Source organism: Candidatus Acidulodesulfobacterium acidiphilum (assembly GCA_008534395.1).
Lineage (GTDB): Bacteria > SZUA-79 > SZUA-79 > Acidulodesulfobacterales > Acidulodesulfobacteraceae > Acidulodesulfobacterium_A > Acidulodesulfobacterium_A acidiphilum.
The window spans coordinates 1-26064 of sequence record SHMQ01000036.1 but is presented as its reverse complement, the minus strand read 5'-3'; the positions used below and the strand labels follow the sequence as shown (position 1 = coordinate 26064).

At 37.7% G+C, this 26064-nt stretch carries 29 protein-coding genes; 5 read left to right on the top strand and 24 right to left on the bottom strand.

Annotated features, from left to right (window positions below; all coding sequences use genetic code 11):
* Positions 1 to 583: 583 nt before the first annotated feature.
* From EVJ48_08885 to EVJ48_08875, 3 genes are all read right to left on the bottom strand, one after another.
* Complete coding sequence (locus tag EVJ48_08885) at positions 584 to 841, bottom strand: sulfurtransferase TusA family protein (protein ID RZV37506.1); 258 nt, start codon at positions 839 to 841, stop codon at positions 584 to 586.
* A 141-nt stretch (positions 842 to 982) separates the two neighbouring features.
* Complete coding sequence (locus EVJ48_08880) at positions 983 to 1723, bottom strand: hypothetical protein (GenBank protein ID RZV37505.1); 741 nt, start codon at positions 1721 to 1723, stop codon at positions 983 to 985.
* A gap of 48 nt (positions 1724 to 1771) precedes the next feature.
* Complete coding sequence (locus EVJ48_08875; GenBank protein ID RZV37504.1) at positions 1772 to 2089, bottom strand: ArsR family transcriptional regulator; 318 nt, start codon at positions 2087 to 2089, stop codon at positions 1772 to 1774.
* Between the two features lie 220 nt (positions 2090 to 2309).
* Between EVJ48_08875 and EVJ48_08870 the strand changes: the two genes are divergently transcribed.
* Positions 2310 to 2585, top strand: coding sequence for an SHOCT domain-containing protein (locus tag EVJ48_08870; protein RZV37503.1), 276 nt, complete (start codon positions 2310 to 2312; stop codon positions 2583 to 2585).
* Between the two features lie 43 nt (positions 2586 to 2628).
* Positions 2629 to 2856, top strand: coding sequence for a DUF167 domain-containing protein (locus EVJ48_08865; GenBank protein ID RZV37502.1), 228 nt, complete (start codon positions 2629 to 2631; stop codon positions 2854 to 2856).
* A 43-nt stretch (positions 2857 to 2899) separates the two neighbouring features.
* On the opposite strand, the gene EVJ48_08860 is transcribed toward EVJ48_08865, so the two are convergent.
* The 11 genes from EVJ48_08860 to EVJ48_08810 all read right to left on the bottom strand — a co-directional run bounded on the left by EVJ48_08860 (position 2900) and on the right by EVJ48_08810 (position 17508).
* The gene (locus EVJ48_08860) at positions 2900 to 3802 is read right to left on the bottom strand and encodes a hypothetical protein (GenBank protein ID RZV37501.1); all 903 of its coding nucleotides are present in this window, start codon (positions 3800 to 3802) and stop codon (positions 2900 to 2902) included.
* A gap of 64 nt (positions 3803 to 3866) precedes the next feature.
* Entirely contained in the window at positions 3867 to 4187 is a 321-nt protein-coding gene (locus EVJ48_08855) for a hypothetical protein (GenBank protein ID RZV37500.1), read from the bottom strand.
* A 51-nt stretch (positions 4188 to 4238) separates the two neighbouring features.
* Positions 4239 to 5144: a sulfite exporter TauE/SafE family protein gene (locus tag EVJ48_08850; protein ID RZV37499.1), complete on the bottom strand. Its 906-nt coding sequence runs from the start codon at positions 5142 to 5144 to the stop codon at positions 4239 to 4241.
* Positions 5145 to 5377: 233 nt separating this feature from the next.
* Positions 5378 to 7582 carry a copper-translocating P-type ATPase gene (locus tag EVJ48_08845; protein RZV37507.1) on the bottom strand — a complete coding sequence of 735 codons (2205 nt, stop codon included), beginning with the start codon at positions 7580 to 7582 and terminating at the stop codon, positions 5378 to 5380.
* 771 nt (positions 7583 to 8353) lie between these two features.
* Positions 8354 to 9163 (bottom strand): hypothetical protein, encoded by an 810-nt coding sequence (locus EVJ48_08840; protein RZV37498.1) that lies wholly within the window; start codon positions 9161 to 9163, stop codon positions 8354 to 8356.
* Positions 9164 to 9278: 115 nt separating this feature from the next.
* Positions 9279 to 10058: a hypothetical protein gene (locus tag EVJ48_08835; protein ID RZV37497.1), complete on the bottom strand. Its 780-nt coding sequence runs from the start codon at positions 10056 to 10058 to the stop codon at positions 9279 to 9281.
* A gap of 244 nt (positions 10059 to 10302) precedes the next feature.
* Positions 10303 to 13488 carry an efflux RND transporter permease subunit gene (locus tag EVJ48_08830; protein ID RZV37496.1) on the bottom strand — a complete coding sequence of 1062 codons (3186 nt, stop codon included), beginning with the start codon at positions 13486 to 13488 and terminating at the stop codon, positions 10303 to 10305.
* Positions 13489 to 13539: 51 nt separating this feature from the next.
* Entirely contained in the window at positions 13540 to 14853 is a 1314-nt protein-coding gene (locus tag EVJ48_08825) for an efflux RND transporter periplasmic adaptor subunit (protein ID RZV37495.1), read from the bottom strand.
* Positions 14854 to 14899: 46 nt separating this feature from the next.
* Positions 14900 to 16192: a TolC family protein gene (locus EVJ48_08820; protein ID RZV37494.1), complete on the bottom strand. Its 1293-nt coding sequence runs from the start codon at positions 16190 to 16192 to the stop codon at positions 14900 to 14902.
* Positions 16193 to 16338: 146 nt separating this feature from the next.
* Positions 16339 to 16902, bottom strand: a complete 564-nt coding sequence (locus EVJ48_08815; GenBank protein ID RZV37493.1) for a cytochrome c — start codon at positions 16900 to 16902, stop codon at positions 16339 to 16341.
* A 186-nt stretch (positions 16903 to 17088) separates the two neighbouring features.
* Positions 17089 to 17508, bottom strand: a complete 420-nt coding sequence (locus EVJ48_08810) for a hypothetical protein (protein RZV37492.1) — start codon at positions 17506 to 17508, stop codon at positions 17089 to 17091.
* Positions 17509 to 17673: 165 nt separating this feature from the next.
* Between EVJ48_08810 and EVJ48_08805 the strand changes: the two genes are divergently transcribed.
* Both EVJ48_08805 and EVJ48_08800 read left to right on the top strand, forming a co-directional pair.
* Positions 17674 to 18258, top strand: a complete 585-nt coding sequence (locus EVJ48_08805; GenBank protein RZV37491.1) for a TetR/AcrR family transcriptional regulator — start codon at positions 17674 to 17676, stop codon at positions 18256 to 18258.
* Positions 18259 to 18341: 83 nt separating this feature from the next.
* The gene (locus tag EVJ48_08800) at positions 18342 to 18752 is read left to right on the top strand and encodes a hypothetical protein (GenBank protein ID RZV37490.1); all 411 of its coding nucleotides are present in this window, start codon (positions 18342 to 18344) and stop codon (positions 18750 to 18752) included.
* Between the two features lie 118 nt (positions 18753 to 18870).
* Here EVJ48_08800 and EVJ48_08795 read toward each other — a convergent pair whose 3' ends face one another.
* The gene (locus EVJ48_08795) at positions 18871 to 19089 is read right to left on the bottom strand and encodes a hypothetical protein (protein ID RZV37489.1); all 219 of its coding nucleotides are present in this window, start codon (positions 19087 to 19089) and stop codon (positions 18871 to 18873) included.
* Positions 19090 to 19428: 339 nt separating this feature from the next.
* Positions 19429 to 19611 (bottom strand): hypothetical protein, encoded by a 183-nt coding sequence (locus tag EVJ48_08790; GenBank protein ID RZV37488.1) that lies wholly within the window; start codon positions 19609 to 19611, stop codon positions 19429 to 19431.
* A 409-nt stretch (positions 19612 to 20020) separates the two neighbouring features.
* Here EVJ48_08790 and EVJ48_08785 point away from each other — a divergent pair, with 409 nt between their 5' ends.
* A complete protein-coding gene (locus EVJ48_08785) occupies positions 20021 to 20722 on the top strand; it encodes a Crp/Fnr family transcriptional regulator (protein RZV37487.1) in 702 nt (233 codons plus the stop codon).
* 48 nt (positions 20723 to 20770) lie between these two features.
* Here EVJ48_08785 and EVJ48_08780 read toward each other — a convergent pair whose 3' ends face one another.
* The 8 genes from EVJ48_08780 to EVJ48_08745 all read right to left on the bottom strand — a co-directional run bounded on the left by EVJ48_08780 (position 20771) and on the right by EVJ48_08745 (position 25640).
* Positions 20771 to 22180, bottom strand: coding sequence for a hypothetical protein (locus EVJ48_08780; GenBank protein ID RZV37486.1), 1410 nt, complete (start codon positions 22178 to 22180; stop codon positions 20771 to 20773).
* Between the two features lie 157 nt (positions 22181 to 22337).
* Positions 22338 to 22541: a hypothetical protein gene (locus EVJ48_08775; protein ID RZV37485.1), complete on the bottom strand. Its 204-nt coding sequence runs from the start codon at positions 22539 to 22541 to the stop codon at positions 22338 to 22340.
* Between the two features lie 149 nt (positions 22542 to 22690).
* The gene (locus EVJ48_08770) at positions 22691 to 23395 is read right to left on the bottom strand and encodes a cytochrome c biogenesis protein CcdA (protein ID RZV37484.1); all 705 of its coding nucleotides are present in this window, start codon (positions 23393 to 23395) and stop codon (positions 22691 to 22693) included.
* Entirely contained in the window at positions 23245 to 23481 is a 237-nt protein-coding gene (locus tag EVJ48_08765; protein RZV37483.1) for a hypothetical protein, read from the bottom strand. Before EVJ48_08765 ends, EVJ48_08770 begins: the two co-directional genes overlap by 151 nt.
* Positions 23482 to 23503: 22 nt before the next feature.
* Positions 23504 to 23875 carry a hypothetical protein gene (locus EVJ48_08760; GenBank protein ID RZV37482.1) on the bottom strand — a complete coding sequence of 124 codons (372 nt, stop codon included), beginning with the start codon at positions 23873 to 23875 and terminating at the stop codon, positions 23504 to 23506.
* A gap of 154 nt (positions 23876 to 24029) precedes the next feature.
* Positions 24030 to 24236, bottom strand: coding sequence for a hypothetical protein (locus tag EVJ48_08755; GenBank protein RZV37481.1), 207 nt, complete (start codon positions 24234 to 24236; stop codon positions 24030 to 24032).
* Between the two features lie 106 nt (positions 24237 to 24342).
* Positions 24343 to 24609, bottom strand: a complete 267-nt coding sequence (locus EVJ48_08750) for a PqqD family protein (protein RZV37480.1) — start codon at positions 24607 to 24609, stop codon at positions 24343 to 24345.
* A 14-nt stretch (positions 24610 to 24623) separates the two neighbouring features.
* Entirely contained in the window at positions 24624 to 25640 is a 1017-nt protein-coding gene (locus EVJ48_08745) for a radical SAM protein (protein ID RZV37479.1), read from the bottom strand.
* Positions 25641 to 26064: the final 424 nt, after the last annotated feature.

Below are 26064 nucleotides of genomic sequence, written 5' to 3'. Positions count from 1 at the left end.
TTATAAAGACTATATCGGTAATAAGCGGGGTAATTTTAATTGCAGTAGGGATACTGATATTTTTTAATTATCTCTCCGTAATATCTTTATATTTCGGCAATGCTTTCCATTACAATATACCGTATAACGGATAGCTTTTATCCAATATTACCTTTAATCACCATTAGAGATTATTAAAAATTGTTCAATATATAAAATAACTCTGGATGAACCGTCTAAATACCGACGGCTTTAAAACGTACCCGCTTTCGCGAGATATTGGCGTCCGTGTCTATCAAAGCATGTCTTTGATACGGACGCAAATGGACATCACATTGGGTAAATCTTAAATCCCCGGATTGTCATTCCCGCGTAGGCGGATATAAACATATATTTTTCTGAATGTATTGAAAAAGCATGTCTTTTTCATCAGAAAAATATGCCGTTTATGCAGAAAATAAAATTTCTAACGGTGATTTAAGGTATTAATAGTTAGATAAAAAATTTTTAAATTCATTGATTTTCTTTTAACCGTTCAACACTAACGGTATAAATAATAATCAGACTTATACAATATATCGACAAAAATAATTAAATATCCCCTCTACAAGTTGCTTATTTTTTTGGCTAATACCTTCCAGTAACCGTTCTCTTCGGTAACGGACAAAACTTTCTGATTAATTTTACCTACCCATTCTAAAACATCGTTGACTTCTTCCTTTTTATCCGTCAATAACTCGATAACGGCATTTTCCGGCTGCCGCCTCATTTCTATTATAAATTCACCGACGGGCGGCATACAGCACGATACGCCCCTTATGTCAACTACAACGGGTTTAATTTCATCTTCTAAATGCGCCATAATAAATCCTCCATAATAATTTAAAGTTTAAACTTAAAGTTTAAAAATCTTTATTCAACGAATAAATCATGATTATTCATAGAAAAGCAATAATCATGATTTATTCTATGTAAAAAAGTACTATAATTTAAAATTTTGAACCTACTTCTGCCGTGTTTTCTTCGTTTCTGCCGCGGCAGTGTCCACGGAACATACGCCTCCGGCGCATTCCGTATTTGCGGCTTGCGAAGATTCCCCGGTGACATCGCCTTTAGTTTTAGCGTCTGCCTCACCTGTTTGGGCAGTTTGCTCATTTAACGTTTCATCCGCAAATTCGGCATTTACTTTTATTTTTTTATCGCGTACTAATTTGCTTATAAAATATAAAGCGCTGTCCTCCGATATTTTAAATTTTTGGGCGATAGATAGGGGATTTATTTGACCTTCTTCTTTGATGACGGTTAATATCTCTTTTTCGACTTCCGAAGCCCAGTCTTCAAATAGGGCGCGTACTTCCGGCGTTGCAAGACCTGCTATTTCTGCAGTCGTCGCAACAGATTCCTCCATACGTCTGCACATTTCCATGGGATTGAAATTTTCGTCTTTCATTTTGCCCATCATCTTATTCATCATGCCCATTCCCGTTTTAATCGGACCTGCTTCTTCGTTCACTTCTGCCATGGTTTGAGCTTCTCCCATCATTCTTTTAGCCATAGGAGGCATCATAGCGCCCATCCCCATTCCTCCCATCATTCTATTCCTCATCCCCATTCCCGTTTTCATACCTGCTTTCATCTGACCCATACCTTCGTTTTGCCCTGCTTCCCGTCCGCCATTGTCGTTATTATCCTCCGGCGTCTTACCGTTTTTTACACTGCTATTCGTTTCGTTTTTGCATCCCATAAAATTATCTCCTTATTTTTAATTAGTTTGTATTTTTTAATTTAACAATTATTCGCAAGGACACGGAAATTTAGAAACCGCGTTTTCTTTATTGCCGCCCCCGTATTTTTCAAATTTTCTTATTAGATTAATCAATTCGTCGTCGCACAATTCGTTGATAACAAATGTAGATTTGCGCAAAGTTTTAATAAAGCCGGCTTCGCGCAACGCTCTAAGATGAAACGATACTAAGGGTTGCGACATCCCCGTAACTTCGATAATCTGGGAAACCGTGCGGGAGCCGCTTTCTAATGAAAATAATATTTTTACCCTGTTAGTATCGCTCAATAATTTAAAGACCTGAGAAACTTTTTCCGTAATACTCATCACCTCCCTATCGTATAAATTAGGACTTATATAAGTAGTTATTTATATAGTATACCTTGAATAATATTATGTCAAGCAAAATTTATCATAAATATAAATTACAAATTTTATTTATATCGATTAATCTTGATAAAGCGCCGAAATATGGTATTATATAAATATACCGGGCAATAATAGAAAAACTGTCGAAAATGTAATATTTACTTAAGGAGAAAATAATATGATGCCTTACTTTTTTTGGGGAAGCGGAATGTGGATATTTCCGATTATCGGGATAATAGTTATGTTGCTTATAGTCTTAATGATTTTCTGGCGCGGCGGTTTTATCGGCGGATGCGGCGGAAACGGACACGACTGGCATTACCACGACGACGACAGGCATTATACGAAGGACAGCCGCTCGGAATCCGCAGTGGACATATTAAACAAAAGATACGCCAAAGGCGAAATAACGAAAGAAGAATTTGAGCGAATGAAAAAAGATATAGCTGGTTAACGCTATATTTCAATTCAGACTATAGCAGATACAACATTTTTTTATGCAAAAAAAAATTTCGGTTGCGGTAAAAACGGGTTCAAAAATCGAAGGCTATAAAATATTAGACGACGGAACGCTGAAAATTTCAATAAAGGAACGTCCGGTAGAGAATAAAGCAAACGAAGCGGTCATAAGAAAAATCGCCGAAATTTACGACACGCCTAAAAATAAAATTACCATAAAAACAGGTTTAAAATCTAAAAATAAAATAGTCGTAATCGATGAATAAGATAGATTTTCATATCAGCCTTAAAACTTAAGGCATATCACTTTCAGCATGGAGCGGCGGGTATATTGCCGCCGCTTTCAAGGTCTGATTTATTTAACTTTAAATTTATCTCGATAGGAACGGTTTCATGGGATATTATAGCCGTATCTTTCAAATTTTCTTTTAACTTTTCAACGCTAATGTTATAAGAACCGGCATAATAAGGGCATTTTTCTCCAATGCATCCGTGCGGGTGCAGTTCCTTGAAACTGCACGCAATATTAACGTCGTTATCTATTAAAAGAAAGTTAAAATCTTCATAGAAGGATGCGGAGAGTATCTCCAGCGCCTTAAAAAGATAGGCTTTACAGCACGAAGGTCCCGTTAAATCAAACACGGCTTTGGAAAGAAGAGCCGTAATCTTCATGGTTATTTTTTGTTCTTTATCTTTGCCGCAAACTGAACCGGTTAAAACCGAATATACGATACCGCCCGCAGGAACTATGCCGCAAACGCCGCTTAAGCCGCAGTAGCCTCCTACAGCCTGCTTCGAGAGCCTGTAAAACGCTTCTTCGATATCGGCTTCGGAAATATGCACGTATCCCCTGTTTTTTAACGAAGCTAAAACCGCACCCGTTAAAATATAAGCATGGTGGCATCCTAACATAGGCACCGTAACGCTTGGATTATTTAAAATATCGAGTGTAATTTCAAAAGGATTTTTAGCGCTTGTGGATAATATAAAATCTTTTATATAATTAAAAGAGGATAGATTGTGGCAGTCGTCGCAGACGTAATGAGACCTATCCGACGAACAAACTATACTCCCCTTTTCTTTTTTGCCGCAGTAAAAGCAGGTCAAGTCAACTGAGGACGACAGATATTCAAGGGGATGGCCGCATATTAAGCAATTGGATTTGTGTTCCTGTTCCAGTTCGGCGCAAGATTCTCCTGATATATTATTCATTTCAATTTCCCTTTAAAATTTTTTAAATAAAATAATTTATGCTACGATTGCTTCTTAACTTAGTTTAATTTATACATTTTTCTATTATCTCGTCAAATGCGGAAACGTCGGGATTAATCCCTTCATATGCAACGGCTCCGGCTTCCTTTAATGCAGTTATAAAATCTTCCCCCGAAACATAGACTGTATTTGACGGCTCTACGACCCTGCCTTTTATTATCACGCAAGGTCCGTCTGGGTCGTTTTTATCTTTATAGTCCGATGGAATTATAGAAATTTTAACGTTTTTAAAAGTGGAAATGATAAGCCACAGGACGGAAGAATACATTTTGCATCTTCCGTGCGGCGGACATTTTGTAATAATTTTTATTTCGACGGGTTCCATTTTTTCTTCCTCCCTTTAATAGTAATAAAATTGAGATTTATTTGCAAGCACTCACGGTTTAAAAACGTAAAATACGCCTACAAAAACTAACAGCACCATAAGAACGTATTTTAAAATTTTTTCGTTTAAATGCCGGGAAATTTTAGGTCCTGCTATCGAACCTATTATAACGCCGGCTAAGGTCGCCGAAAGGACGGGAACTATAACCGGCACTCCCATTCTTATATAATTAGACACGCTTGTTAAGGATGAAATTAAAACCACAAGAATGCTTATTCCCGCCGCCAAAAAAACGGGAACGCCGATAACGTCCGTCAAAAACGGAACGATTAAGAATCCGCCTCCAACGCCGAAAATAGACGATATTACCGCTATAAAAAACCCTGCCGCAAATAAAACGACTGGCTTAACGGAGTAATCTCTATTTATACACATAAAATCTATTTTCTTGACTGAAAATTTTAATACCGAAGGAATATTGAGCTTGCCGTTTTCCGCTGCAGATGCGGTATCCGCTCCGAATTCTTTTTTACACTCCTCCGGTTTTTTCTTTCTCTGCTTTAAAATATTATAAACCATTAATGCGACGACTAAAAACGTCAGATACCCGAAGAGGTATTTAAATGATTTAAGTTCGGAAAGATAGCTCTTTGAAAACCATGAGCCTGATAAAGCGCCGATAATAGCGCCTGCGGCTATAATAAAGCCGAGATAAAACAAGATGCTTCTTATCTGTTTAACCCTATCCTGCCTTAAATATAAAGGAAGTGCGACGACAGGGGATACGATAACAAGAATCTGGCTCATTACTTTCACGGAATTGGCGGCATGGATATGCAAAACGGTAATAAATCCAAAGCTTGCAAGTATTCCGCCAGCAGCTCCGACCGTAGAAAATACGAATCCCGTAAACAATCCCCATATAGAACCGGATATATAATAAATCAGCGTTCCCATAAGTTATTCCTCTGATTAAAAGTTAGTTTTATTTACATTTTTACAAAATGTAAATAATGTAAATTATGTATAATCCAGAGAATTTTCTTATGGGGAAGCCGACCTGACTCCCGTAATTATTCAGTTAATATACATATAATAAATTGACTAACAAAAAAGTTTTAAATTTATTTTTATTATATACCAAAAAAAAATAATATCCAAATTTACATTAAGAGATTTATTTATATACTTTACAATTTAGACCTTCTTAGTCTTAGGGCATTGCTCACCACGGATACCGAGCTGAAGCTCATAGCCGCCGCCGCTATAGCGGGGCTGAGTAGAATCCCGAAGAAGGGATAAAGCACCCCCGCCGCAATAGGGATGCCTGCCGTATTATAAATAAAAGCAAAGAAAAGATTCTGCTTTATATTGCGCATAGTCGCCCTGCTTAGGCGCCTTGCCCTGACTATGCCCATTAAGTCGCCCTTAACAAGCGTTACGCCTGCGCTTTCCATAGCCACGTCGGTACCGGTTCCCATTGCAATGCCGACCTGCGCTTGCGCGAGGGCGGGTGCATCGTTTACTCCGTCTCCCGCCATCGCGACTATTCTTCCTTGAGATTGAAACCTTTTTACCGCCCCGGCTTTCTGGTCGGGCAATACCTCGCTGACGACCTCGTCTATGCCGAGCTTTCCGGCGACGGCCTCGGCAGTAGTCCGGTTGTCCCCCGTAAGCATAACTATGCGGATGCCTTCTTCATGAAGCCGTTTTACAGCCTCAAAAGTAGTATCTTTTATGGGGTCTGCTACGCCTATGAGTCCGGCGGCTTTTCCGTCAACAGCCATAAACATTGCGGTTTTCCCTTCCCGCCTCATTTCTTCGGCTTTTAAGTCTAAATTTTCATGGTCTATTTTCAGGTCGTCGAGGAGCAGGCGGTTACCGAGAGCAACGCTCCGTCCCTCTATCCTGCCGGTAACGCCCTTTCCCGTGAACGACTCAAACGATTCCATTTTACCCGGATTAATCTCTTTTTCGACCGCTCCTGCAACTATAGCCGCCGCAAGGGGATGTTCGCTCCCTTTTTCTATGCTTGAAGCAAAATATAATATTTCCTTTTCGTCAAATCCGTTCGCCGCAAATACTTCGGCTAATTTCGGCTTGCCGACGGTGAGAGTTCCGGTCTTATCCACGACTAAAGTATCCACCTTCCTCATAATTTCTATCGCCTCGGCATTTTTAAAAAGCACGCCCCCCGTCGCTCCTTTTCCCGTGGCTACCATTATAGACATAGGCGTTGCAAGCCCTAATGCGCAGGGGCAGGCTATTATCAGCACGGCGACGGCGTTGACGAGAGCAAGCGCCATTCTCGGCTCCGGACCGACAAGCGCCCATATAATAAAAGTTAAAACGGCGACCGCCACTACTATCTGGACAAAATATGCCGCGACAATGTCCGCGAGTTTCTGGATAGGAGCGCGGCTTCTCTGCGCTTCGGAAACCATCTGAACAATTCTCGAAAGCAGTGTGTCCGCACCTACTTTCTCTGCCGTCATAATAAGCGACCCCGTTCCATTAAGGGTGGCGCCTATTACTTTATCCCCCTTATGTTTTTCCACGGGAATCGATTCTCCCGTAACCATAGATTCATCGACGGAACTTGTTCCTTCGGTTACCGTTCCATCGACGGGTATCTTTTCTCCCGGACGGACGCGGAGCAAATCGCCGGATTTGACGTCGTTTAAAGGAACATCCTCTTCTTTATCTCCTTTTATCAGCCGAGCCGTTTTAGGAGCAAGTCCCAACAGCGCTTTAATTGCCGCTCCGGTTTTACTGCGAGCCTTAAGTTCGAGCATCTGACCGAGAAGTACAAGCGTTACTATAAAAGCAGCAGCTTCAAAATACGTATCCACCTGCCCGCCCCTGCCTCTGAAAGACGCTGGAAATATCCGCGGAGTAAGCGCCGCCGCAAGACTGTAAATATATGCGACGCCTACACCCAGACTTATTAAAGTAAACATATTAGGACTGCGGTTTATTATGGATTTTACACCTCTGACGAAAAAAGGCCATCCGCCCCATAAAACTACCGGGGTAGCAAGTATAAGCTCAATCCATTCCACTATGTGAAGAGGAAGAATATTTTCGACTGATATTTCCGGAATATATACGCTCATAGCAATATATAGAACCGGGGCGGTCAGAACCGCGCTTACCCAGAAACGCCTCGTCATGTTTATGAGCTCTGGATTTTTTTCTTCTTCCAAAGAACCTGCCCTCGGTTCGAGCGCCATTCCGCATATCGGACAGTTTCCAGGGGCATCCCTGACGATTTGCGGGTGCATAGGGCAAACCCACTCCGTTTTAGCTGCGGCCGCAACCGGAATGACAGGTTCGAGAGCCATTCCGCATATCGGACAGTTTCCCGGCTCCGCCCGCCTTACCTCGGGATGCATAGGGCAGGTGTAAACGACGGCATTATCGGCAGTATATGAAGTCGGAGAAGCTTTTTCTAAATCTCCTCCGCCCGCCGCCCCTGAAACTTTACATTCTTCGCATTCCGAATTCTTTGAAATTTTCATAAATATTCCCCCTCAAATAATTCTGACATGAGCTCGTATATTGTATGGAAAATGTTAAGTTTTTATATAATTTTTTGGTAACAATAAATGTAGCGGAGCATCTTATTCTCCGCTACATTTATTGTTTATTTAAATTCCTCAATAATATAAAACTCGCCGCCCGCGTCGAACATCACGTGCCCCGAAAAACTGTCGGTGCTTGAATGAACGTTCATTAGTGTAATACTGATAACTAATTGTTATATCAATAGAAAGAGGTATTGGCCATGGATTTGCAGGGCTCAATCCATGATAATTTGGGTTACATCCGCAGCCATCCCGTTCGTGTCTGGCAGTCTGAAGCCGTTTATTCATACCGCCTTCCGAACGGATTAAGGTTCGAAAGGGCGGTATGACATACGGCGCAGGTAAAGTGGTACTTTTTGGTAAATGCCGGAATTCCATAAGATTTTTTTGGTGCTTATAAACTAAATATAGTTATAATAAAAAATAAAAAAAATACCGAACTTACCGGTGCAATTTAAGGAGCAAATCAACAATATTAGGCTTTAATTTATAAAAAAAATTTATTAGCGCTTTAAAGTTAAATTTATTAACAATTTTGTTAATACATCAAATTAAAATTTTAAGCCTTTTGAACTGAATTTAAAACATAAGCGAATAGCTTAGCATTATTCCCTGAGATGGGCTTTCGTTTGTAAAACCTTTTATATAAGTAACACCTATCGTATTATTTTTTACCATCGTATAAATTACGGACAGGTTTCCAGTTACAGTATCGTGCGTTCCCGATATAATTGCCTGCGACCATGCTCCCGATACGGCGATAGAGATGTCCTTCGTGATTAATTTACCCGCGCCTGCATATGCGGAAAAAGGGTTAGTAAGGCTGGTAATGTCCGAGGGTTTGCCTAAAACTGTATATCCGCCGTTTATAAAATAAAAATAAGATTTTATTAACTGCGTAACACCCAATTGAAAACCGTAATTTGCCTTTCCCGTTCCCAAGCCGTTAGATTCGCTGGCCGTGGGCAGGTCAACGAAAACCGTTGCCGTTAAGGTCGGAAGGGAAGGGTTTACCGCCTGATTTGTAATGTTATAATTTCCGGTCAAAACTATATCTCCCAAACCGCTTTCGGTGGTCGAAGTCGAAGCGCCCGCTTTTTGAACGGGTATATTGTTGACCAACACCGTAGATGTTTGCTTACGAACCTGCATATACGGTATCGTAGCTTGAAAATTAAAGGTTTTATCCGGGTAATAATTTATATTAAGCGGAATATAAATTAAGGATGTGTTATAGTTCGTGCCGTATTTGCCCCATGTTTCATTATAACCCGTTCCTATCTGCAAGCTGGAAGCGCCAAACGATTTAGATATATTGACATTTACGGAAATTATTAAAAAAGCAAAAACAAAAAAAACGATATTTAATACTTTTATTTTTCTTACCATTGCCGAATATCCTCCTTTTTATTTTACAAAAAAAAATGCAAACTAAATTACAATTATACTTAGGTATTTTTGCACTTAGCTTGCATTTATATCGTTTATATAAAATTTTAATTAATTACCTGCCCATCATCTGCTGCTGCATATTATTAGTTTGTTTAATCTGCTGCTGCGTGTTATTCATTTGCTGCATCTGCTGCTGCGTGTTATTCATTTGCTGCATCTGCTGCTGCGTGTTATTTACTTGATTCATCTGGTTTTGCGTGTTATTTACTTGATTCATCTGGTTTTGCAAGGTATGAGTTTTATAAACATTGCCGTTCTCGTTAGTCATATAATTTTCTAATTTTAAATTATGCGTCGTGTTCGGCGTGTTGACCGCAAGAGACAGGGTATGGTCAACGGTTACGCCGGTTTCAGTTTTATAGACCTCGTTTACTACCTTTAAGTTAACCACGCCGTTCATTTCTTTAATTACATTTTTAACATTTACTTCGTTGCCGTTAAGCTGAGATAGGGTATTGTTGCCCGTCAAATATCCTTTGATAAAGTTTTTTACGTCTGCTTTGTTTACGGCGTTAGTATTGTCTTCGATTAATTTTATAAAAACTGCGTCTCCCACTCCCATGCCTTTTTTCATATATAACTTTAATCCCGAGGGGCTTACCTGAAGATTTTTTTCGATTTCTAGCGCCGCCTGTTTATTATTGCCGACTTTGTTAAGTATCTTTATGTATAACTTTATTAATTTTGCGTCGTTATTAATTACCGTTTTACGCGTAATTTGGGTCGATGCCCCGTAAGACGCTCCGGCAAAAACAGACGCAAGTCCAGCACTACCGACTCCTAAAACAATAAAACCGATTAAAAAAACTTTTAAAAATTTTATCGCTTTCATAATTGACTCCTTTGACTTTGTTAGTAATTTAAATTTTAATTTTAGTAAGAGAACAATTTTATTATATCTTATTATTTGGAAATGTCAACTTGGTAAATTTACAGACCTAAAGTATTTTATTTTTGTTGTAAGAGTCGGGTAAGTTTAAGCCTTTGGGCAGAATTAAGTACCTGCCGACCAAGTAAGTGATAAAATACCATTTCTTTTGCTAAATTAGCTTCTATATTAAATTTATTTAATTTATTTATTTAATATTTCCGATAGAATTTATATGCCCGATTTCCCATTTTTTCCAGATAAGATATAACGTCGGCAATAAAAGCAGGTTAAGTATCGTAGCCGTGACCATCCCGCCGACCATAGGCGAGGCTATGAACTTCGTCATTCTTGCGCCGGTGCCGTAGGCAAACATTGCCGGAAGAAGCCCGATAATGATAGACATCGCCGTCATAACGACGGGGCGGAGCCTTATTATAGAGCCTTTAATTACTATCTGCTCTATGTCGGCATCGACTTGGTAATAATTATGGAAGGTAAGTTCCAGTATCGAAATCATGACCACGCCTATTTCCGTAGATACGCCCATTGCGGCGATGATGCCTACCCATACGGCGATTGACATCGTTATATGCATAAGATAGAGATACCAGAACGCTCCGACTAATGCAAACGGTATGGAAAATAGCGCCAAAAGCGATAACGGTATGGATTTAAAATTAAAATATATCAAAAGAAATATAATAAATATCGTTATCGGAATTATAACCATAAGCTTGTTATTTGCCCTTTTGAGGGATTTATATTCGCCGCTTATCGTATATGTATAGCCCTTAGGAAATTTAACGTATTTATTAATCGTTTTTTTGGCATTTTTAGCCCATAATACCATATTGGACGTGTTTAAAGTTATATCGACGGTGTCGTCGGGCGTTCCTCCCTGCGAAGATACGAAAGACGGACCAAGTTCGTATTTTATCGATGCAAGTTCTTTTAAAGGTACGAATCCACTGTCTGTTTTTACGAGTATATTTCCAAGTGATTTCAAATTATTTCTATAAGCATAAGGGTATCTTACCGAAAGCGGATAACGGGCTAATCCATCGTAAATAGTGCTTATAGTCTGGCCGCCCGCAGAGGAGTCTATGGCTTCGTTTATGCTTTTAAGCGATATTCCGTAAAAACCCATGGCATCGGAATTCGGCTTAATTACTATATACGGCCTGTTATAAACCCTTTCGGCATAAGCGCTCAACGTCCCCTTTACCATGGAAACGGCTCCCGCAACTCCCTCCGCCAGCTTTTGCAGTGTTTTTACGTTAGAACCGTATATTTTTATTCCTATTGGCGTTCTTAAACCGGCAGACGTCATTTCTATCCTGTTTTTAATAGGCATGGTCCATACATTTTCGAGGCCGGGTATATTTAACGCTTTATTCATTTTATTTATCAGTTTTCTTACGGTCATGCCCGCCGGCCAATATTTTCTTCTTTTTAAAACAATCGTCGTTTCGGTCATGCTTAAAGGCGACGGGTCGAAAGCCGTATTTGCCCTTCCCGCTTTTCCGGTAACCATTTTTACTTCGGGAAATTTTTTAATGAGCCTGTCTTCTATCTGCAAAAGTTGCGCCGCATCCGTGTATGAATAACCCGGGGTCGATGAAGGCATATATAAAAGCGTTCCTTCGTCTAGGGGCGGCATAAACTGCGAGCCGAGCCGGCTGTATGCAAAATACCCGCTTGCCAGAACGGCGAACAGCAAAATCAGAAATACGGCTTTATGTTTCATTACGAATTTTAAAACGGGCGAGTACAAAAAAACTAAAAACCTGTTTATAGGATTTTTATCTAAAGGCATTATCCTGCCCTTAATCAGATAAACCATAAGAATAGGCACGAATATAACGGAAATGACCGCCGCAAAAACCATAGAAAATGTTTTAGTGTATGCTAACGGCCTGAACAATGCGCCTACCTCGCCCGTCAAAAAGAAAATAGGCAGAAATCCTACCGCTATAATAATAAGCGAATAAAAAAGCGGCTTGCCCATCTCTTTAGCCGAATCCACGATACAGAGTTTTCTCGCCTCTTCCCTATTTTCCATGCCGCCGTACGGGCATTTTTCGGGCGCGCGTTCTAAAATTTCCAGATGCGAATGAGAGTTTTCTATCATAACTATCGCCGAATCGGTCATTGCGCCTATTGCAAGCGCTATACCGGAGAGGGACATTATATTGGCGCTTATGTGAAGTATATACATAAGCAAAAATGCCCCGAGAATAGCAAACGGAATCATTATAACTATAACTAAGGACGACCTTAAATGAAACAGGAAAAGCATAATAACGAAAATGACTATTAAAACAATCATAATAAGCGTGGTTTTAAGCGTCGAAACGGAACGGTGAATAAGCGTGCTCTGGTCGTATGTAGTTATTATTTTTGCGCCTTTAGGAAGGGAGTTTTTAAGTTCTTTGAGTTTATCCTTTACGGCGGCGATTACTTTCAGCGTGTCGGAACCCTGGTCTTTTATAACCACCCCTCCGAGCATCTGTCCTTTGCCGTTTAAGTCCGATATGGAACGGCTCGAAGCAGGCACTAATTGAACCGTTCCTATGTTTTTGACCAAAACAGGCGTGTGTGTTGCCGCCTCTCCTACGACGATATTTCGTATCTGATTTAAATTATGAAGATAACCTCTGACGTAGATTAAATGACTGACTCCGGACGAAGAGTTTATAACCCTTGCTCCGGTATCGGAGTTGGAAGATTTTATATTATCAATTACCTGCGTTAGCGATAAATCGTAATACTGAAGCGCTTTCGGATTAATAGTAATCTGATACTCTTTATTCCAGCCGCCGTAAGTCGCAACCTGCGCTACTCCCGGCACGGTTTCTAAGGCATATCTCAGGAAATACTCCTGATAGGAATATAAATCGGCTAAACTCTGGTTATGGGCTTTGTCGATTATCGCATACTGGTAAACCCAGTCCACTCCGTTTGCGTAAGGACTTAAAACCGGAGAAACGCCCTGAGGAAGCAGTTTTTTTGCCTGAGAAAGATAAGTCAGTATCTGCGCCCTCGCCCATCCTAACGAAGTCCCTCTTTTAAATACGACCGTAACGAAAGACGTGCCGTACATAGAATTTCCTCTTACCTCTTTTACTCTTGGAGCGGAAATAAGCGAGGATTCTATAGGATACGTTACCTGAAGTTGGACTATGTTCGGCGGCTGTCCCGGCCACGCCGTTTTAATAATAACTTCTGAAGGCGCTATATCGGGAAGGGCATTAAGCCTTATATTGTAAACGGCATATACCCCGCCGAGCCCCAGAAATAACATAAAAACAAAAACCAAAAACTGATTATTTATGCAGTAATCTATTATTTTATTTATCATATGTGTATTCCCCGGTATTTTAAATAACATCTTAATATTAATATTAAATTTTAAATTTATTACTCTTAAGCATAGCTTTTATCACATTCCAGGCATACCTGTCATAGAAGAAGTCTTTTTTGTCCGCCCCATGTTGTTTGATATTGCCTGCGTTCCTGCTTTAAAAGAAGTCTTTTGCGATAAATTTGAATTGTTTGACATTCCAGACATTCCGGGCATTCCTGCCATAGAACCAACAGCCTGGGACAGATTGGAGTCGCTCGACATAAGAAATGTTCCCGATACGACGATTCTCTCGCCGTTTTTTAAGCCGGATATTACAGGATAATAACCGCCGTATCTTGTCCCTATAACGACATATTCCGGCATAAAATATCCTTTTCCTTTATAAACGAAAACCAGCGGTTTTGCCCCGGTAATAAGAACGGCGGATGTAGGAACCGCAATAACCTTTTCGCTTTTAATCATAATTTCGGCATTTCCGTACATACCGGGTTTTATTTCGCCTTTTGAATTGTTAAAAACAAGCCTGACCTCGTCAACCCTTTTTTTGCCGGCAAGATAAGGGTAAATAAACGAAACCCTGCCGTAAAATACCCGCCCGGGATAAGCGTTAAATCTCACACTTACCGTTTCCCCCGTTTTTACGAAAGGCATATCCTTTTCATAGACCCATATGTTCATCCATACGCGGCTCAGTCCTGCCAGTTTATAAAGCGGCTGTCCCGCATTAAAATAACTTCCGGAAAAAATAGATTTTTTCAAGAAGACGCCGTTTACCGGCGAATGAACCGTCGTGTTAGTTAAGATAAGCATTCCCATTTTTAGCATGTTCAATTGGCTGTTTGTTACGCCGAACCGTTTGAGCCTGAAAGCCGAAGAATTTAAAAAGGATTTAGCCTCTTTTATTCCGAAATTAAAATCTGATTTTTTTAATTTTATATAATTTTTATAAGCAAGCATGAAATCCTTTTCGCTGTCGACTAACTCAGGGCTATAAACTGTAAAAAGGGGTTCTCCCTTATAAACGCTCATGCCGGGTTTATTTACAAAGAGGTTTTTGACATAACCGCCGTATTTCAATGTTACAGTTTTTTCTAAAGGAACGCTGTAATCAACCTCGCCTATAGTTTTAATTTTTCTCGTCAATTTCATTAATTTTGCTTTTCCGACTTTTATGCCGTAAAGCTGTCTTTGAACCATGCTTACCATTACCCCGCCCTTAACCATTTTCATCTTTGGCTTTGGTTTTGCGGCTGCGCCCTTTTCGGCAGAAATCTGCTTCCTTCCGGTAAATATGCCGGTATTTTTTAAAAATATAACCGTAACAATGCCGCCGAGAACGAAGGCGGATAAAAATATCGATATATTTTTAGCATTTTTTAAAATTTTCATTTAATTAACTCCTTAATTTACTTAATTTACTTAATTTCTTTAATTTTTATCGTATTTTCCCCATAACCTGTTCGAGGCGGGATTTGTCTATATAATATTTTGCATTATATATATCCCTTTTAAATTCCGAATCGATTAATTTTCTGAAACTGTCTAAGAGTGAAAATGCGGACGACTTCCCAGTTCCGAAAGATGATATTTCGGCTTTAAAAAGAAGTTTTGCTTCCGGAACATACAAATTTTCATACAATTTAAAATTGTTTTTGTTTATCCGCAAATCTTTCGCATAAACGCCGATGTTTTTTATAATTTGCAACCTTTCCCAGCTGAGAGCGTAAATAGAAGAAAGTTTGTCTTTTTCTGCTTTATTTATCAAAGGTTTCTGATATGAATTAAAATATACGGGCAGGGATAATCCGACAGAAGCCGACAAAACGGGAACCATCGAATATCTGTCTCCGTAACCGGCTTTGAGGTAAAAATCCGGAAGATACGATTCTTTAGCATAAGCGGTTTCATAATCCGATTTTTTGGCGAGATATTTTAAAGATTTTAATTCCGGATTATACTTATACGCCGTTTTTATATCTTCTTTTGTTTTATCTCTCTTTCCTACCTCTTTAATCTTCGGCAGGACGGCCCTACGAGATTTAATATACGAAGGCTCAAACCCAGTCAGTTCGCTCAATAAATAAATTAATTTGGCTTTAGCCTTGTTCAGCGAAAACAATTCCGATTTCAACCCTGCGTCTTCTAACATAGTCCTGATATAAGCCGGAGCGGAAGCGCTACCGGTGCCGTATTTTTGAGAAATATCTTTAAGTATCATATTTAAAAGCAGCCTGTTATATTTCACTACAATAATCTGTTTTTCTAACAAAGCAAGATTATAATAGCTTTCCTTGACCAAATAAGCGGTATCGATTTTTAAAGCCCTTGTTTTTGCTTTTGACGACATATAGGAATATTTATTTATCCTGCTTTTAGTTTCGAGCTTCGAAGGAAACGGTATCTTCTGGCTTATGCTTAAACCTATATCGCTCATCGAATTTACTCCGATTCCGGGATTATTAAACCCGTTTGCGTCGGTAAGCCCTATACCTGCCACCGGCTCCGGAAGGGCTTTTGTAATAGCAATTTTTTCTTTTAGCCCTTCGGTCTTCAAAATGGATGAAGTTATATTAGGGTTTTTCAAGGCATTTTTTATAAGCATCTTTAAAGACAATGCGTCTGCCGCATAAGACCGTCCGCCGTAAAAGATTAAACCTGTTAAAATGACAAAGAAAGAAAACAGAATTAAAACCTTTCGCTTTAACCAACATAAATTAAATATATTCATATTATTTATTCTCCATAATTAATATAAAATCCTAATCCTGCACGAGAACTTCGCTTAATCTCCCGCCCCGCCTTGTTATGGCGATGCGTAAGGAGTGCAGGATTAGCGTGCAGTATTAGGGTAAAATTTTGAATAACCTCTTTTTATTATTTTAAGGATTCGAGATACTTTGCCAGTATGCCTATATCCTTTGAAGACATATTTTTAAAAGAAGGCATAACAGCCCTGTATTTAACCCCGTTTAAAGTTACTGCGCTGTTTCTCTTAAAATGCGCGGAAGGGTCGGCTATCTGGGTCGCAATCCATGAAAAACTTCTTATAGAGCCGATATGCGATAGATTGGGCGCATCGTTGCCGCCGGCACCTAAGCCGTTTATCGTATGGCACGTAAAACAGCCTTCATAATGGAATAAAGCCGGTCCCGTTTTTACGCCTTTATATTGGGGAAACATCTTGTGTCCCATATTATTTACCTCTTTTCCAGTCATGTTGTTGCCCATACCCATCATTCCGTTCATCATGCCGCCGTTACCGCCCATCATTCCATTATTGCCCATGCCCATCATTCCGTTATTGCCGCCGTTGTTAGCCGCACCTTGAGCATAACTAAATTTCGCTAAATAAATCCCTGCAATAACCACTATAACTAACAGTACCGATAATATCGAAACAATTATAAATTTCTTGTTATACAAATATTTTATTTTCATAAAGAGCTCCCTTCTTGTAATTTAACAATTTAATTATGTTAATTTTAATTTGCACGCATCTTGAACATAAACATATGCTGATAGCATAAGATATAATAATATATAAAACTATAGCGGATTATATCTTAAGCTGACGAACTTATGTTCGATGCATTTGCGATAAAGAATAAAGATTGGCTGTTTAATTTAACTAAATAAGGTAAGGCTGTTTTGAGGGGGATGGGGTATGTCGGAAGAAAAATGTTTAATATAAAATTGTCTTTTAGGCGGGACTGTTTTAATAATACCGCCGTAATAAAACATGACCGGACGATAGGCGGCGGGTAAATTCTGACATTCCACGCAGGTTACGTAAGACTGCAAATTTAACTTATTGGAATGCCCACCTGCAGTTTTTAAAAAAAATGACAACTGTTTCCCCTCCACCTGTCCCGTCTGTTCCATATTCATAGACATTCCCGCCTGCACCGGGGACATAATCATCGGAACGTTAAGCATATAGCTTATATTCGTAGCTCCTATCAGATAAGAGATGGCTATGGCGGCAAGAGGAAGAAATAGGAAAATCTTATATTTTTTATTCAAAAAAGACTTATCTTTTTTCATAATATATATAATATCATTTTATATCCGTACTTTCAACTATTTCCAAATTGCCTAAAATTGTGTCGTCTTTAAAAAAATTAATAATGTTAATAAAAATATATTGACTATATAAATAATTATGTAATATAATTTTTAATAAATACCGAATGTTCGTTATATTTAATTATGAAAACCAGTGATGAAAGGTCGCTTTTAACACAAAAACTAATTATTAAAAAATCAATGGAACTTTTTGTTTTAAAAGGTTACCATAATACATCTTTGAGGGATATAGCGGCAGAATGCGGTATAAGCACCGGAGCTATTTATCATCATTTCAGCAGCAAAGAAGAAATAGCCGTTAAGCTATTCAACGATACTGTTTTATTTTTAAATAATTTATTTAAAGAAACATTGCAATCAAAAAAAGATACAAAATATAAAATAAAAGAATTAGTGTTAAATCTTATTAGAATTGCGGAAGAAGACAGAATAACTCTTGAATATGCCCTAAACATTAAACATAAAGAAATTATAACGGATGGAAAGCCCATATGTTCTTCGGGTCCTTTTGAAATGCTAAGAACTTTTTTGAAAAACGAAATGCAAAAGGGGAACATTAAAAAAATGGACAGCTATGTCGCTACCGTCTGTCTAACCGGCATACCGGTTAGACTTATTCAAATTAAATGGGATAACGTCATCAAGAAGAATTTAGATATATATAAAGAAGAAATATTTGAATCCGTATGGAGAACTCTTAAGCCATGAATTTGGCATTTCATTTATAATAAATTACATACCGAATGTTCGGTATTTATAATAACAAACAATAATAAAAAGGAGGTATTACAATGAAAAGCATGGCTATTATCATCCAGAAAGACGCTTATGATTTAATTTTAACTGGTTTAGCGTTTGCGTATCTCGGCACGGCGGTTTACGACGAAGTCGATATCTTATGCGTAAACTGGGCAGTTAAGCTTATTTCAAAAGAAGGCGTCAAAATTAAATTGGACCATCAAGACGCGTCTCTTCAAAAAATTCAGGAAAATTTGACTAAAGCGGGACTTCCTACAGATTTATACGAAATAGTCAAAGCATTAAAGGCTACCGGTAAAGTGCATTTTTACGGATGTTCGTTAGCGGCTGCAATTTTTGAAGTAGATCAAAAAGACTTAGTTCCAGAAGCAGACGGAATAGTAGGCGCTACTTGGTTTCTGACAGAGAAAGCCGAGAAAGCAACGATATTTATGCAATATTAACCTAATTTAACTCTGCTTATGAAAAAGTCAGATTTTATTTTACGCATAAATGCGGAACAAAAATCTGACTTTTTTCTCTATAACGTCTTTTTTTCTAAAGTTTTTATTTTTCTTTATTTTAATCATTAATTTTAACATAAAAATCCTTATTCTCCCACTTTTCTTCATCTGTCCAGTAAAATGTAAAAACAATTTCATCGTTTTCCGCTAAATTTTCCGTCGGCAAATCGTTATAAAAAACTCCTAGTCCGGAATTTTTTACCTCTGCATCGTTAACAGTGCGCCATCCGTCGCTCGTCCAGCGAACTAAAGCATGAGAAAGCGTTTCAATGCGCATTTTTTTTCTGACTTTGACACCCCACTCAGTTCAAAGTCAATAAAATAGCGCATCTGCAATTTTATTTCCTGCAAAATTTACTACCGTAGCTATTTTGATTAGTGTTTATATAGGATTAAGCGGTATCGGAGATGTTTTTCGGGTAGTTTATTCTTAGCGCGGTAAATATGTTATGCGCAAGAGGCATAGGCTTTACCTTCATGATAAATTTGTTGCTATCCATATCGGCTTCTCTAAATTCAAAGAATTAAGCGCTTCTTTTATTCTTTCCGGCGAACAATCTATATCTTTCTCTTTAAGTTTAAATTCCAAATTTCTTTCAAGAAGGAAGGATAGGAATCATACCATAAAGTGCCCTTTTATTCTTCCTTCCGTCCAGTGGAACACGGGTCTTACTTCCATGGTGGATTTCATAATGCGGAACGACTCTTCTATCTGCCAGAGCATTCCGTAATTAGAAATTATCTCTTTAGGGGAAAGCTCTAAGTCGTTGGTTTCTATAGCATAATAGCCGTCATACATAGCGTCTTTTAAAATAGCTTCTTCGTCTAAAGAGTAGGAACACTCGAAGGTATTAATGTATTTTTTCCTCCTCTTTTAATTGCAAAGAAATTTTAACCTTAATCCAATCCTGCGATAGAAAATATTTAAATGTTTTCTATCGGCAATTTAGGGGTTTTACCCAAATCCAGAAAATAAATTTCTAAATCTGGGTTTGGGATTTTACATACATATTTCAAACTATTATTTTATATAGTATAATATCAAAATAGACTCGCTCGGTAAACAATTTCACATTACGATTCTTTCGGTTTCGCCGCACTATGAGTTTATTGCTTATTACTATAAATAAAATAATAACCGTTCTGACATTTGCTTATTCTTTCTAATATTTTTATCTTAATAAATTTTAAATATAAATTTAAATAATATGAGCAAACTCTGGTTGTTGCAAAATCTAAAAATTTTCGAAAGTCTTTCAAAAAAAGATATAGGTTTAATAGACGACTTATCGAAAATGGAATATTATAAGAAAAATGATACTATATATTTAGGAGAATCTCAATCTAGCCATGTTTATATTTTAAAAAAAGGCAATATTAAAATAACGCTGTCAACGGAATACGGAAAGGAATTTATAGTAGAGATTTTAAAGCCGAATGAAATTTTTGGAAATTTTGCCGATTACGTGTTTGACGGCGAAGCAAGTTTCGATTTTTTAAATGCCGAAAGCGCTTTTGCTTTGACGGATACTGAGGTTTGTAAATTTAAAAAAGACGACTTCGACAAAATACTAAATCTTTATCCGGTCATAGGCAACAGGGTTTTGAAATTAATCGGTTTGCGGTTTAAATATATTTCAACAAAAATTGCATCGCTGGCATATAAAAGTTTGGACGCCAGAATATCGGAGGTTTTAATTTATCTTGCCAATAATTTTGGGGTCGAGGAAGTTCTCGTACCGTCTTCAACAAATATATTAGAACGCTGCATCCAAATAAATATTAAATTTAAATTAACCCACGAAGAAATTTCAAACCTGACGGGAGCCTCAAGGCAAAGGACAACGATTGTGCTGGATAAATTAAAAAACTTGGGGATTATCGATTTTCACAAAAAAAAATTATTATAAAAAATTTAAATAAATTAAAAGAAATAGCCGGTCTTCAATAAAAAATTTTCAATTTATTTTTATCCGTTTTTCCCACAATAGATATTTACAATCTAAATCTTGTTTTAGTGCTTCTGAAAGTAAAATTTTAATAATTTTCGGCAGCCGCTTAATCTTTAAAAATGCTTTAAAGAAGCGTATATAATGCGACTCCGGTTCAACGTAAATCCACGCCTTTAAATATTGCGCTCCTTCAACTAACGGGCGGTCATAAATAAGCTTGGCTGTTTGAAAAGGCTTTAGACGCGTATCAAAATATTGCTTCTTTAAATTTAAGCTCACGCTCCAGCCTATTATATAACTTTTAACAGACTTTTTAATAACTTTCCCCTTGATATTTTCCTGCCCGACATTCAAAATAACCTTAGGCGTCGTATAAGTAGGAAAATCATGTCCGACTCCTGAATTTGTCAAACTCAAAATTGTTTGGACATTAGCGGAATTAATGTTAACCTTTTTAAGGCGAATAGTTACGGCTTTCAATACAAAGTTTTTATTATAAATACTTTTAAAAGCCATTGACCCATTAGGGGTGTGACACGTTTCGCATGAAATGCCTTTTTTTGCGTAGATGCTGTTTTTCCATTCATAGTAAGTATTTTCAAATAATTTTCCTTTGAGTCTTCTATTATCCGAAGGAAGTTGATGGCATTTTATACAAAAATAAGATTTTGTAAATGCTTTGCTTGGAACAAAGCCTCCGTGTGCAACCTTACCCTGCTTCATATATTTTTTAATGTCAGGACCAAATCTGCGATAATATCTCACATGACATGTAGCGCAGCTAACGCTTAAGGCGCCTTTATTCATAGGTATTTTTAGTGCGTTTAATGCAATAACCATTGCTTTTTTTTCTTTTGTACCATTTTTTAAAATATACTTTTCTTTTTTATCTAACCCTTTATATTTATTATGTTTTATATAATATTCCGCAAGCGGCGAATGACAGCTAAGACAGCTCATAACCCAAGGCTTCCAGTGTTTTGAGGTCATTTTTTTTAATAAAAGCTGCGCTACCACTCCTGCATCCATTGAATGCGCCATTCTTGAGTTCTTCCATTCCTCATATTGATCGTAATGGCATGCCATGCAAGAGGATGGTGAAAGGGATTTTTGAATCTCGGGCCATTTATATGGGGGTTTCCCCTCATCGATAGGAGTTTTCCAGTAAATATTTAGGAATTTATGGGTATTTTTATGTGCGGCAAGTTTCTTTAAATATAAATATTTTTTATCGGCATTTTGATTGCTTGCATTAACTTTAGCATAAACATAAACGGTTAAAAAAATAACGGATGCAAAAAGTAACGGAATTAAAATTATGGGTAAATAAAGCAGGCTGTTCTTCAACCGCTTAAATCTAAAAATATCAAAAATACCCTGAAGGACATGCAACGATTTATATTTCTTATGCTTCACAAAACCGTATCCTCGTTAAAATAAACAAACCGGCGCAGTATTAAAAACCTGGAATTATATCATTACATTATATAATATAATCTACAATATAATGATAAAGATAAAGAATAAAGCAAGGGACAGCTAATTAATCTACGCCGGCAATAAACGGCTTTTTTTATTTCATTCCGCCGCCGTTTCCGCAGGGATTTTTCATTTTACCGCAAGAATTTTTCATCGAGGTTTTTTTCTTGCCGCAGGCATTTGACATGTTTTTGCCGCAAGGGTTTGACATGCCGGTATAACTTGCATTTGCGTTTCCAACCGCAATCAAACCTAACATCATAAATGCAGCCATTGTCATGAAAATTAATTTTTTCATAAAGCACCTCCCGTTAGTTAATTTTTATTTATTTATTACATAACAATATCTATTTTACTTTACAATTTGGGATTATTATGTCACGATTGTGACAGTCGGCGTTTTTTATTTGAAGATGCAGGGACAGGATAAGGTGTTCATTAACCCGCCTATCCGTTATAAGGTATGTTGTAATGAAAGGTATTGCCGAAATATAGCGATATGATCGATAAATAGTTAAAGAATATCAAAACCCCGACGGCAATCAAAAGCACTCCTATTATTATCTGGATTGTCCGGATATATTTTTTAAATCTTTTAAATGCGGTGAAGAACAGATTTAACGATACCGCGCTTATAAAAAAAGGAACGGCAAGACCCATGGAATATGTAAATAGAAGAAAGCCGTCTTCAAGCGAATTATGAAGCGTGGCGCTTATAAAAAGAATTGAGGCAAGTATCGGGCCTATGCAGGGCGTCCACGCACCCGCGAATATTGCGCCGATTACGGCAGAGCCGATAATGCCCGCAGGCTTGTTTTTCAAATTAAATTGGACATCCCTGTTTAAAAACGAAAATATTTTAAGCTTGTTTAAAATCCCCGCGATATATAAACCCATGAGAACAACCACTATGCCGCTTATCCGCATTACCCACGCGGATTTTATAAAATCTGCCACCGCCCCGCTGAACATTTCGAGAAGCACAAAAATTACGGTAAATCCTAATATAAAAAAAGCGAGTTGATAACAACGGCTCTCCTTGCCGCTTTCCGTCTTCTTTCGTCGTCCGCCGCCCCTTTCCCGCCCGAAAGTTCCGCAACCGAAAACCCGGATACATATGATAGATAAGAAGGGATTAAGGGAAAAACGCATGGGCTTGCAAAAGAGAACAACCCTGCCAGAAAGGCTACCGCCAATGATACATCTGGCACAAAAAAACCGCTTTCAAATCCTGTCATTTAAATCTCCAAATTACATAAATTATATAACTATTACCTGATAACCTTCGTTTATCAACCTGCCGACATTGGGATGACCGTCGTATTCTGATACGAGTTCGATATTCTTTTTAACAAGGCTGTCTTTTACCTCCTTTCTAGTGGAACAGAAGTCGCACGCCCTGTAAATTATTCCCATCGATTGTATTTCTCTAAATAACTTGTTTAAAAAATCGAAGTCGGATGTGTCATTGGATATTATATCGAGCCACTTTGTTCCATTGCCATCGAAAATAAGGATTATTTCATTTCCTGAAGCCTTGATTTCTTTTGAGTATATCATGGCATGCCTTATCTTTGCAACCGATTCTTTAAGTTCGGTTCCTTCTAAGACTATAACCGCGACTTTTGCCATATAAAACCTCCTGTTTTAAATAAATAAATTAAACATGGTTATATAATTATAATTTTTAAACAGGTGCAGACCTCCACCCTCTTAATTTAACTTTATTTTAGTTTCTCGCGAACGAACTAAAAAAATCCGAGGCAACCTGCCTGTTTTATGTGCCTCACCCGAAACCGCCGCCTGTTTTGCCGCATGCAATCGCTTCCTTAAGTTCAACCTTCTTTGCAAGAATAACGTCTTTGGTTTTACAGGATGGGCATCGCACCTCTTTTTTTGTTTTAAAGGTTTTCCTATAAAATTCGGAAAGCTTGCTTTGATAAACTTCAAAATCCCTGCCGCACTTTTGGCATTTATACTGATAAATAGGCATTTTTTTGACTCCGGTCTTTTTTGATTAATCTTTCTTTATATTATAATTATAAATCTTACAGCTAATATAATGTCAAATTAAATCGACATGGTCGATATGGCATAAATTAAATAATATTCAGTACATAATGCTTATCTAAAAGCGTATTTATTATATCGTCAAAGTCTTTTGCCGCCTTTTCCGTAGAAACGGCAAAATTATTTATTATATTGTTTATTATATCTTCGTCAGTGCTCTTCCCGTCGCACAATAATAATATTTCGTAAGAAAGCCTGTTAAGTTTATATATATTTCCGTTAAGGTTGTCAAAAAGCATATATTTTTCCTGATACTGTTTTAAACTGACATTATCCGAAAGTTTTAATATTCTCATTTTTTAATTTTCCTCTATATCCAGCACTGCGGGTCTTTTGTGTTTAAATCTTTATTATGGTAATAACTTATAGCCTTGCATCCGCCGCATCTTTCGATATGGGCACAGCTCGAACATTCATTTCTATCATCCCTTTTTCTCATTTCCCATAAAATATCCGAATTATACCATACCTTGAAAAGCCCGTCGGTCAGTATGTTGCCGAGCGGCAGGTAAAGCCTTCTGCACGGCAGCAGTGTCCCGTCATGCATGACGCAAATGGAAGAAAACCCGACGGGACAATAACCGCCGGTATTCTCGTCTATCAAATTCCACAACGGCCTCGATGTTACTAGCTTGGTATCCTTGCCCGATAATTCCTTTTTTGCTTTACAATAAACATCGGAGTAAACTTTTTTTAATTCCGGGGCATCTATAAAAAATTCCTCCTTTTCGGCTTCGCTCATAGTAGTCATCCGCTCCACGGTCAGAGAATTTACTTTTAGGGAATCAGCAAGCGTGAGCATCTTGACGGCAGACCCTATATTTTTTTTATGGAGGGTAAACATCACCGATGTTTTAATGCAGGAATTTTTAAATTTTCGAATAGATTCGACCGCTTTTAAAAAAGTTCCCGCACCTCTTATATTATCATGCGTTTCTTCATCGTGTCCGTCTAAAGATACTTGAATTTCGGAAAGTTTTTTATAATCCTTAATCTTGCTTATTATGCGGTCGTCGGTCAATGTGCCGTTGGTCAATATCGCAAATTTTTTAAAATTATCCGATTTTTCTATTAAATCCGCTAAATAAAAAAGCCCCTCAGGTTTTAAAAAAGGCTCCCCGCCGGTCAGCGAAATAAAGCAACCCATTCCCCATTTCGACATAGCTTCGTTTATTTTTAAAAAAATAGATTTAAGCATGTTAAAATCTATCTCTTTGTGGTTATAATCTTTTTGATAACAGTGGCTGCACCTTAGATTGCAGGAATCTATAAAATGCCACTGTATATAAAACTCGTTATTCCGGTTTTTATTGTTATACCCGTCCATAATATAAAGTATTTTTCATTATAAGCAACATTGCTATATTTTATATATTAATAATTATTATGATAATTATAAACTTAATAGTCAAGTGCAAAGCCAAGCAAAATTTGCGATTGTTTACATCATAACTTTATAAGCAATAAAATTCTGTCAACTTGGTGACATTTATTAAGAGAATGAACGGCAATGAATTTATAAAAATGTCTCTTACGCAACAGAAATTTTTAAATAATGATAATATTATTAAATATATTATATTATAAATGGTTATAAAGGGATAATTAGTAAATAATTTAAAAGGGGGGATTACGCTTATGTTTAAGATTAGGTTATTTTTAATAGCCGCTTCGATTCTTATTTTAGGTTTTAGCTCGGTTTCCGCGTTTGCTATGCAAAATTATAACTACGGCGGATTTTTTAAAAACTA